Annotated in this window: 8 protein-coding genes and 1 pseudogene; 2 read left to right on the forward strand and 7 right to left on the reverse strand. The window is 59.0% G+C overall.

Annotated elements, in window-relative coordinates; all coding sequences use genetic code 11:
• Window positions 1–237: 237 nt before the first annotated feature.
• The 5 genes from DJ73_RS01980 to DJ73_RS02000 form a co-directional block, all read right to left on the reverse strand.
• Window positions 238–630 carry a hypothetical protein gene (locus DJ73_RS01980; RefSeq protein WP_094557152.1) on the reverse strand — a complete coding sequence of 131 codons (393 nt, stop codon included), beginning with the start codon at window positions 628–630 and terminating at the stop codon, window positions 238–240.
• Window positions 627–2,315, reverse strand: a complete 1,689-nt coding sequence (locus tag DJ73_RS01985) for a serine hydrolase (RefSeq protein ID WP_254921563.1) — start codon at window positions 2,313–2,315, stop codon at window positions 627–629. Before DJ73_RS01985 ends, DJ73_RS01980 begins: the two co-directional genes overlap by 4 nt.
• Before the next feature lie 996 nt (window positions 2,316–3,311).
• Window positions 3,312–4,322, reverse strand: coding sequence for a CPBP family intramembrane glutamic endopeptidase (locus DJ73_RS01990; RefSeq protein WP_094557153.1), 1,011 nt, complete (start codon window positions 4,320–4,322; stop codon window positions 3,312–3,314).
• Window positions 4,323–4,418: 96 nt separating this feature from the next.
• Window positions 4,419–4,736 (reverse strand): hypothetical protein, encoded by a 318-nt coding sequence (locus DJ73_RS01995; protein ID WP_094527544.1) that lies wholly within the window; start codon window positions 4,734–4,736, stop codon window positions 4,419–4,421.
• Between the two features lies 1 nt (window position 4,737).
• Window positions 4,738–5,070 carry a winged helix-turn-helix domain-containing protein gene (locus DJ73_RS02000; protein ID WP_254921564.1) on the reverse strand — a complete coding sequence of 111 codons (333 nt, stop codon included), beginning with the start codon at window positions 5,068–5,070 and terminating at the stop codon, window positions 4,738–4,740.
• A gap of 592 nt (window positions 5,071–5,662) precedes the next feature.
• Between DJ73_RS02000 and DJ73_RS02005 the strand changes: the two genes are divergently transcribed.
• A complete protein-coding gene (locus DJ73_RS02005; protein WP_241881464.1) occupies window positions 5,663–6,202 on the forward strand; it encodes a glycosyltransferase in 540 nt (179 codons plus the stop codon).
• Window positions 6,203–6,540: 338 nt separating this feature from the next.
• On the opposite strand, the gene DJ73_RS20770 is transcribed toward DJ73_RS02005, so the two are convergent.
• Complete coding sequence (locus DJ73_RS20770) at window positions 6,541–8,151, reverse strand: hypothetical protein (RefSeq protein WP_254921565.1); 1,611 nt, start codon at window positions 8,149–8,151, stop codon at window positions 6,541–6,543.
• A gap of 846 nt (window positions 8,152–8,997) precedes the next feature.
• Window positions 8,998–9,603: a hypothetical protein gene (locus DJ73_RS02015; RefSeq protein ID WP_241881466.1), complete on the reverse strand. Its 606-nt coding sequence runs from the start codon at window positions 9,601–9,603 to the stop codon at window positions 8,998–9,000.
• Between the two features lie 155 nt (window positions 9,604–9,758).
• Here DJ73_RS02015 and DJ73_RS20775 point away from each other — a divergent pair.
• A pseudogene (locus DJ73_RS20775) lies at window positions 9,759–9,900 on the forward strand (IS5/IS1182 family transposase); the annotation flags it as partial.

Consider the following 9,900-nt stretch of genomic DNA (forward strand, 5'->3'; position numbering starts at 1 on the left):
GGGTGCTTTCTGTGTGTGGTCGGGAATCCCGATATTGTCCGATTAAGTGGGCGGATAGACCGCCTCGGATAACTATTGGTACGACAATCACTCAGTTAAAACACCCGACCAGAAGTTTGTGGTTGCTGTAGAGAATTGTCGGATTCATCCCCGCGCTGAAGCGCGAGGCTTTCTCCTTGATTCTCCGGAATTCCAGTGGATTGTCGACTGCGTCGGTGCGTATACGCACTGTGGCACTCACGGTAAGAATCCGAGGACGGTTAGTTGCCAGACGAATAGAATCGCTAGCCCCGCGAGCACTGTTTGGTGGATTCTCGCAGCTAGCGACCAGTGTGAGTGCCGCCAGCCTGAGACCGCTCCGGCGACAGTCCCGAGTGCGAACACCGCAACGACATACGGGAGTGCGAGCACTGCTTGCAGCCAAGCCGGTACGATGAGGAGTGCGAACTGATCGAGGTTCATGAGTGTGAACACGAAGCTCCCGGCGAACACAAGCACTGTGACACAGAACCCGACGGCTGAGGCCCGGCCAAGCCACGCGGGGTTCCGCACCCGCTGTCCGAGGGCGATGCCCCTGCGTCCTTCCTTTGTTGCCTCGCCGGAGTTGGACGGCGACTGTGGAGTTGTCACTGCGATCCCTCCTTATTGCGGTCTGGTTGAGCCGTCTCGTCATCGGGTGTGGATCCGCCGTCTCTACCAGATCGGAAGCGACTGAGACGCCGCCAGCCGCTGATTCCCGCCCACCCGACGAGAGAAAGAGCGGATCCCCCGGCTGCGGCTCCGACAGCTCCGAGCGTGACCTTGCGCTGGTCAGGCATCGTGACCGGGAGGAAGGTAGTCGACGGTTGACTGTTAAGGTGCAGTTGCGTGACACGCCCGTCCGCAACATCGACCGCTAGGACATCGTCCCCATTACGTTCGCGATAGACGTACGGCTCGGTTTCGACCCACTCGACGGCGTCGCCTCCCATGGTCTGTGTGACGAGACCACCATCATCAGTTGCGTCGACAGATAGTCGGCTTAACAGCCCAATCACTTGACGCCAGTCGTCTTCAAAAGCGGTAGCCGTAGACTTGTATTCACCTGCTACCGCCTCAGCGCGCTCGCGGCTCGTTCGCGCCGTGGTTGGATCAGGTGTTGGGGTTTCAGGGAACAAGCCGTATTCGGTCAGGATCTCGGCGGCGGGAGTGACTGGGTCTCCGAGACCGTTGAACCCGATGAACACTCCGACGTCGTGGTCTGGGAGCAGCCCCAGCCAAGCAGTGTAGTAGACGGTCCCGCCCGAGTGACCGATGTACGATCCACTGGGAGGGCCGTACTCGAAGAACCCGTATCGCAGTCCGTTGACCGCCGGGTGACGTCCGTATTGTCGGCTGTGCATCGTTGCCATCGTCTCGCTGTTCAGTATCGCGTCGGTCCCGTACCCGAGATGCGCTTGCATGAACGCTGCCATATCGAGTGCCGTCGCACTCATCGACCCGGCCGGCCCCCAGTTGATGTACAACGGATCCGCCCGAGTAATTTCGTCGCCACTCGAATCGTGTGGGGCAGCCAGGTCGCCGGGGTGGTCAGCGGGAACCGGCTGTGTAAACGTGCTGTGGTTCATCTCGAGTGGACCACAGATGTTTGATTGGACGTACTCCTCGAAGGTCGTATCATATGCTTCAGCGACGATGTGACCGGCCAGCGTCGCGCCCCAGTTGGAGTACGCGACAGCTTCGCTTGGCGGGCGGATCCGGTCCGGTTGGTCCTCGACAAGCGCCGTTTCCAGACTGGTGAGTGCGTTCGAGTTCGTAACGAGTCCAGGATTTGGAACGACGCTGAACCCGGCAGTGTGGGTTCCGAGATGACGGAGCGTCACCGGGTCGGAATACGTGTCCGGGATAGTGACAGCGGAGTCCTCAAGATACCTGTTAACATCGGCATCCAAATCGAGGACGCCATCCTGTACGCCCTGCATTACTGCCGTCCACGTCACGAGTTTCGAGACCGATCCGATACGGGTGGCTGTCTCTTTTTTATCCATACGCCTCCCCGTTTCGACATCGGCGTGGCCGTATCCTTTTGCGAGTGCGATATCGTCGCCGTTGACAATCGCAACTGTCGCCCCGGGAGCAGCGTCGCCGAGCTGCGACGCCAGCGTCTCTTCGACAACCGACTCAAGATCGCTCATCTCGGGGGACACCGTCTCAGGAACCGTACCTGCCTCCACCGTGCGTGAACTGGCTTTCGCGCGGTCAGCAGTCGATCCGACGCCCGTCAGCGCCAGTCCGCCGACACCCGTTAGGAAGGTTCGTCTGCTGGTGTTGATCATCTCAAACGGAAGTCCCAGCGGTAAAGACAAATAAATAACACCAGTGTTTTAGAGCCTGAAACAGCGGTTCACCGATATACAGACGCGTCAGCCAACCCGCTGACCGCCTCGGTTCCGGGAGCCAGCGCGCGAGCGGGACGGTCAAATCGCCGTCGACAAGGCTCTCAGTCCCGCCCCGGCGCGTTTTATGTCGTAGAAACGGGAAGCCTCGGGGCTTGACCCCGAGGCGATTCACCCCGCCCGTCTCGGTGATCGCTCGACGAGTGGGGTGACAATTCTCGCTGGGAGTAGTAACCGTACGGATAAGAGCAAATCGCGACCACGACCGCATCTTCCGGTTTCTCGGCCTGTAACACGTACTCAGTGTATATGCGGCGCGGAAAACAGGATACGCGTATGCGAGTATGCCAGTCGATCGGTGGCGCCGATACGTGCACCGCGCATGCGAACCGGACCTACGGGACGTATCTCGATCAGACGGTCCCTCTAATCCAGTTGGAAACACCACAGAAGGGAAGCGTCTCAAGACGCGGGGTCCCCATCAAATTGCTTGGAATACGCTCTCTGGATTGAATATATCCCAATTTGAGGAGTCTCATCACGATCTCATTACGCCTCTGATCAAGAAGATGGACCCATTACGAGCGATCTATCCGTTCGGATTAGCTAGTGCGAACGTGATTATGGGTTGGCTTCTCTACCAGCTGTCTAAACCGGGGTGGGGAGGCTTGCTTGTCGTGATCGGCCTCTTTGTTATCCTCACTTTGATCGGAAGCGCTATCAGCGAATATCAATCCGCTTCCGAACGATCAACCTGATTTTGATATCCACATTTACTAGTCAACTACCCCATGATAAACGCCTTCGGCGTTTTGAGGGTGGGGCTTGTCCATGAACTCGGCGTCGAACCCTTTCGGGTGGGCGGTGAATCCGCCGCTCGGCGTCACCGTTCCACGTCGATGTCCGCGTCATGCGTCGTAGGTACTCAGGTCACTCTCACTGCATGTACGCTGACGACAGCCGCGACCTAAGATCGCCGTTCCGGAGGACAACGTATCCGACGGTGAGCGCAGCGACACAGAGCACGGCTGCGCCGTTGACTGCCCCGTACACCCCGACGAACTGTGTCGGGCCGGTGAACGTCGGCCGGATCAGCATCGGCAGAACCCCCGCAGCCTCACCGAAGTTTGCTAGCCCGTAGATGTTGTTTATCGCAAAGTTGACCAGGAAATGGAGGCCGATCGGCAGCGCCAGCGAGTCGGTCCACACGTACGCGCCCCCGAGGAGGAGCCCTAACGCCGCCCGAAATCCGAACTTTCCCAGCGTATCCGGGAAGTGCCCGAGACTGAATATCAGCGAGGACGCCACCACTCCTGCCACGACCGCGCCACGGTCGGACAGCCACCGACTCCGGAGTCCTTCGACGGCACTCGTCAGAATGAGGCCCCGATAGACCAGCTCTTCCCAGAAGGCCACAAACATCCACTGGATGGTCCACACTCCGAATGCGGCGGCGAACGGCAACACGTTCGCGCCAGCGCCACCCGAGAACACCTCGGAGACGGTCGCCCACCCGGCAAGCAGACTCACGGGGAGTGCTACCGCCATCCCCGCCAGGGCGATGACGCTGCCAGCGCCGAAGTCCTTCAGCCACGACGGGTCAAACGCGAGTCCGTAGTCGGTCAACGGTCGCCGGTCGACGTACCTCGCGACGCCAACCGCCACGAGGAGTCCAGAGAGGGCAGCGATGAGGTTTGAGGCGGCTCCGGTCATCGACGGCGGGAGTTCGGTGCCCGCGAGCGCCAGCCCCGGGAGCACGAAAATCCCCACGAGCGCGGCGACTTCCACTCCGAGGATCCGCCAGAGTGCACGGGGGCGATTCTCGGTTCGATTCCACAGCACGGAGACGACGCGTCCGGTGATGCCACCGTAATTAGTTCGCCGGTCGTCATCGCCCGACCGCGACGCGGTTCGTTCGAAGTTGGTGTCGGTGTCTGCTTCGGTCATCGACACCTGAACGCATGGACGCATGGAAAAAGGCCGATTTCCCTGGCTTCACTGGTTGAAGTCAACCTACCGTCGTATATGGGCTCGGGCGTGACATTAGTCTCGGCGTGGCATCCACAGCCCGTAGAGGATCAGTCCCAGACCGGTGAACTCGGGGATTTGGAGGAGGCTATTGAGGACCGGGGTGGGAAGCTCCAAGACGTAAATGAAGATGAGGGCCAGCGGAGCCTGAACGAACAATACTAGTATGAACCCGATCGCGATGTACAACATCGGACGGCTCTGATTCTGCCGGTATGCCGTGTAAGCGAGGTAACCGATCCCCAAACCGATGATCATCGGGATCACCTCGCTCAGCTGACGGACGGTTCGTAGCGTATCAAGATCAATCAATTGGAGCGGTGTATCGAGCATATTAGCTTCCCTCTACGAACTGCGTGAAGCGGTCTGCCATCCGTTCCCGACGTGAAATCGTAATCTCAAAGCCGTCTTCGCTGAGATCGAGTTCGATCCCGTCAAGATCCGTCCGGTAGAGCTTGTAGTTTTTTCCGTCGGTGACTGGCTGGATATCTTCGGTAACCAGATCGTACTCGCGGAGTCGTTCGAGTCGGCGATAGACCGTCGGCTCCGAGACCCCGGCGCAGTCGCTGAGCTCCGCCGCCGAGCACGGTTCCTTCTTCGTCTCGACGAGAATCGTGCGCGTACACTCGTCCCCAAGCAAATCCGCGAGCGCTTCGGGATCTCGCACACCGGACACGGTACATCGGTCATCTCTTCGTTCGTCAATATAGGTTGTGCCGTTCTAGCCGTTCTGTCTGGCTTCAGTAGGTGAAGCCACGAGAAACAGCCAGTCATACGTACGCTCAATATTCAGGTACGGATGTCCGAGAACCAGACACAGACTGTATGGCAGACCATAGCAGGGACACTGCTTGGCAGCATCGTCGTGTGTCTAGCCGTCCCAACCGGAATCGGTCCTGTCGCCGGTGGCTGGCTCGCAGGACGCGGACTCCAGCGCCAGCGTCGCAGGACCGTGGTGAGTGCCGTAGCCGGCGTGGTGGGAACACTGCCATGGACAGTGGTAACGTTTCTGGCCATGACGGGTGCTATTGAACCGGTGGGGTATCACAGGGGCATCGTCCGCGTGGGCGTACTGGCGGCTTCACCAGATGCATTCGTCCTCTGGCAGGAAGTCGGCCTGTCCGCCATACTCACGGTAACACTTGTCACGTTCGCGGTTGCTGGCGGTGTCGTCAGCAGTCTGCTAGGTGGCGGAGTCCGGTCTCGCCGTGAGAAGCTATCATAGTGAGTCATCAATGTCTACACGCATACCGACAAGCGTGCTCCTCCCGACGGTGTCTTGGACCCACGCCTGTGACGATGTCGCCGCAAAGTTGGGTCCCGAGGACGAGCTCCTCATCATCCACGATACCGAGGACGACCCGGTTGCGGACCGAAACACGCTCCCGGAGAACGTCCAGTTGATCCCCGCCGGCGGCCCTGTCGGGTGTTCGGGGAAAGCAAATGCTATCGCTGTAGGGATGGAGGCTGCCAATTACTACCGTTTCGTCTGGACCGACGATGATTTTCATCACCCCTCGGACTGGCTTGACCGCCTCCGCGAGGACTACGCCGAATACGGCCCGACAACGGAGCTGCCGGCGTTCGTCGGTCAGGATCCGCTTGCAGTTCTGTTAGAGCCTGTTTATGCTCTTGGGGGAACGCTCGGGACGTATATGGGCGACCACGCCTGGGGTGGATCCGTCATATTTGACAGAAGTGATCTTGACGGGGAAAGGTTCCTTTCGGAGCTCCGCCAGACTATCAGCGACGATGGTCGCCTCGGGGAACACACCGATGTAACGTCAGTTCAACGCTGACGCCGGGTACCAATGGGTGGAAGTCTCCGGCAGACGGTTGAACGACATATCCGGTTCAACCAGATTTTCGCAACGCATGATCCAACGGTAGCGAAACTTTCGTTTGGTGTGTTGGTCGCCGTTCTCATCGGCTGTGTCTTCTTCTGTGGCAACGGCTACAACGATTGTTCTGAAAAAATGGAATCCTATGTGGTATCGTTCGTAGTAGAAAGAGGCCTCTGTCGAAATCCTCAGAGTCTGGTAGAACTCGCGTGCTGTATACAGAGAGTACATACAGCACAGCGATACTGTTCGAGAACTCGGGTCGCCACCGAGAGTGTATGGTACAACACGGACAGTCAGTTCACGCTCTTCGACAGCTCAGCCCCCGCCTTGAATTTTATTTCATCCGACGCACTCGAAGCGTTCACCAAGTGTAACACCGGCGCATCCACCGCCACGTGCGTCACAACCCGATACGTCTCCCGCTTTTCACTATCGACTCCGGACGTCATTCCCGGGAGCCTCCCACCGAGCCCCTCGATAGTGATGTCGCCGCTTCTGTTGACTCCGCCCAACTCAATCCGCGCGCCCCGCAGAGCCCGCTCACTCACCCCTGCTCGCGCCACTCCATCACCGAGCCCATCACTGTCGAGATCGCCGAGACGGTCGAGTCCAACCGGGACCACCTGTGCTGCCCCCACCATCGACAACACCGTCGTCGAATTCTCGTACAACGCAGCATCATCGATAATCCATCCACCTGAGTAGATGAGCTGCCCATCGTTCAGCCCTCGACCCACGTACATGAGGGCTGGAACCGGCTCCGGACAACCCGGTGGCTGAACCATTACCTGCGCTACTGTCAGGTTGAGCAACCGACCCTGCTGAGTAATTTCCACAGGTACGTCATCCATTTTCTTTGCCCACGCATCCAACCCCTCCGGCTCGAACGGCTCACCCTCAACCGGACACACCACAACAGATGTACCAGCTTTAGCAGACGGTGGAGAGTTCGTCACAACAACGTGGCCGTCAGCAGCGCGCTCAGCCACGAGTCCACCGCCCGTCGCCACAGGCCCCGTCATCTCCGCAACGAAGTGGGGCGTTGCCCCGCATACCGCACCCGGGGACACAGTGGAGTCGTCATCGTCACAATCACCACTCTCATCCGGACCACTCAAACCAGCCGAATTTGACCCCCACGCGTAGAGTTGGCCCTCACCATCAGACCGACCCGTCAGGTAGGCGAAGAGCCGCTCCGGCGTCACCGCTTCCTCGATACTCCCGTTTCCACCCGGAACCTCAGCATCGGGCAAACACACAGCGAACCGCTCCGCAACAACAGGCTTCTGTTCAAGATACCTGAAAAGCTCCGCCTGCTCTCCCGGACCGAACAACCCGGATGAGTCAAACTCGACTGGTGGAAGCAAGTAATCCCCGACGAGGATGTCGTTCCCGCCACCACCGTCAAGACCGAACGCCGCCCATTCGCCGTCCTGAGCGTACTCCTGCGCTCGGACAACGTCTGCCTCCCTATCTGCGACGTTCGCCAGTGCCGCGACACAGGACTCGTCTGAACACCGCTCCAGCACTGCCCGCATCTCGGCCAGCACCGCTTCCATATCACCCAACACCCCAGTAATCTCTTTCTCCGTTTCCGGATTCCGCCCCGTCCGCGCACTCCGCTTCGAAATTGCTGTCGCAGCCGCAGTCGTCGCCTCTTGGAGCTGTGCGTCAAGTCGGAAGACGCGCCGGAACGTCTCGTCGTCTTCGTCGATATCGTCGTCGATGATATCGCTGGGTCCCGCGATACTCCGATTACTCCGGGGCGTATTATAGTCCTCACCGCGAACGTCGTCGTCAACGCCATCGGCATCGGCATCTCCATCCCCGTCAGGAGCCCGGATAATTGACTTGTCACTCCGAGAGTTGTTGTAGTTCGCCGCGGCGAGCGCGGTCGAAGTCACCCACCCTTCCAACTCAACTCGCCCGGCCACCGTTGGAGTCAACCGAGCCACGTGCGGGCCTTCCGGTGCCATCTCGAAGGTGACTTCCGTGTCATCGTCGTTCCAATCCGCACCTGCGAACACCGCCGCGGGCGACGACCCTGTGTTCGTGACTGACGACGCGACTTGACTCAGACAGCCACTTAGCGCGCCGATTGCGACGGCGCCGCTCGCTGTGAGTAACGCTCGTCTGCTCGTGGTAGCACGTCGCATGCTATTTGCGTGACTATCACGTCGTCGTGAATTCATAATCGTACAGTAGAGGTGATACGTTATTATAAGCTTTCTTATAATTGTAGTATTCGTATGAATTAGCGTGCGGCAGATTCGCGCTCTGTACTTTGCACGTCTCTAAGAGCATATCACCGATTGTGGATTTCAACAGAGCCGCTCTAACAGAAGGGCCAATAGACGTTTTCGGGCGACTACTCGAAACTCCGTCGTTGGTCCGTTGATGAGGTAACCCCACATAGAGGCGTGCAAGCCACTCGACGGGTGTTGGAAGTCATCGTCCGTCCAGACGAGACGATCGTGTCTCGCGGCGTCCATGCCGACAGCGATCACGTTGGCTTTTCGCGATCACCTGTCTGGATCGCCGGCGGCAACCATGCGGACCTGTTCCGGTAGAAATGTACGGTCAACGACCGGATCGTCATCGTCGTCATGGACGACGAGCTGTCCGCTTTCAGAACAAAGCTGTGCTGCGACCCGATCGCAGGCGTCGGTCCACGAACTCGTGGGAAGCAGCACACCCATCGAAACGCTGGAATAGAAAGCCCTAGAGACAGCCCCTCGCGAAACCGGCGGTCAGAGCTCCGGGGTTCCCGAGGCGTCGGCTGGTTCCGTTGACCTCCTGTCCACACCACTGTGTTCGTCTCGCAGCTGGAGGTACGAAGCCGCAAGAATGCCATAATACGGGGTTAAGAAGGCTGCAGTGACGACGGCAACGATCGCTTCGCTGGCGACCGGGATGCCGCCGTAGTCAAGCAGGGGTGCAATTCCCCCGATGACACCGCCGAACACCGTCGTCAGGACGACAAGGGCGAAGAGTTTGAGTCTGGACCCGCTGGCGAGTCCCCAGCTCCGCTTGAGCCCGTCGATTACACCGCGGTCCTCGACGGCGATGGTGAATACGATGAACAGGAAAGACGTCGCTAGGAACAGTCCTGGGAGGATGAAAAACAGGGTTCCGACGAATACTGAAACGGAGACCAAGATCCCACCGATCAGCATTGCGAGCGTTGTACGGCCGAGTCGCCGCGTGGCGTCGACTGGTATTGTGGATATCTTGTCTTGTGGCTGGATCATCGTGCGAGCGATTATGACGAAGAACGCCGCGGAGAGGATAACGAGCGCGGCGAAAATGGCGAGTGCGCCGGCCCCGGAGACTGGAAGTCCGAGCCCGGCAGTCAACCCTGCTTGTGTAGTGAGACCGGCTGGGAGGTACGACGAGACAGCCGTATTAACAGCTGCCTGAGTACCGATCTGAACGATCTGCTCTGTTGAATCCGCAGAAGGCGACGGGATAGCGTCGCTCTGAAGGTGGAAGCGAAGCGGAAGAGCCGAATGTGTCTACCCTACTCTTCCGCTTCGTTAAGCAAGCCGCGTCGCTGGCTCAAAAGCGCTGTGCCGCCAGTACAACGGCGGTGAGTGATCCGACTGGCAACGGATTTCCCGGGTGGAAGCATGTCACACTCCACTTTTTGCGGG

It is taken from the genome of Halorubrum sp. Ea1, from assembly GCF_002252965.1.
In the GTDB taxonomy this organism is placed as follows: Archaea; Halobacteriota; Halobacteria; order Halobacteriales; family Haloferacaceae; genus Halorubrum.

Excerpts from the sequence above, each read along its gene's own strand:
- DJ73_RS01990 (WP_094557153.1), bottom strand. The coding sequence starts at position 4,322 with ATGACCGAAGCAGACACCGACACCAACTTCGAACGAACCGCGTCGCGG.
- DJ73_RS01985 (WP_254921563.1), bottom strand. The coding sequence starts at position 2,315 with ATGATCAACACCAGCAGACGAACCTTCCTAACGGGTGTCGGCGGACTG.
- DJ73_RS01995 (WP_094527544.1), bottom strand. The coding sequence starts at position 4,736 with ATGCTCGATACACCGCTCCAATTGATTGATCTTGATACGCTACGAACC.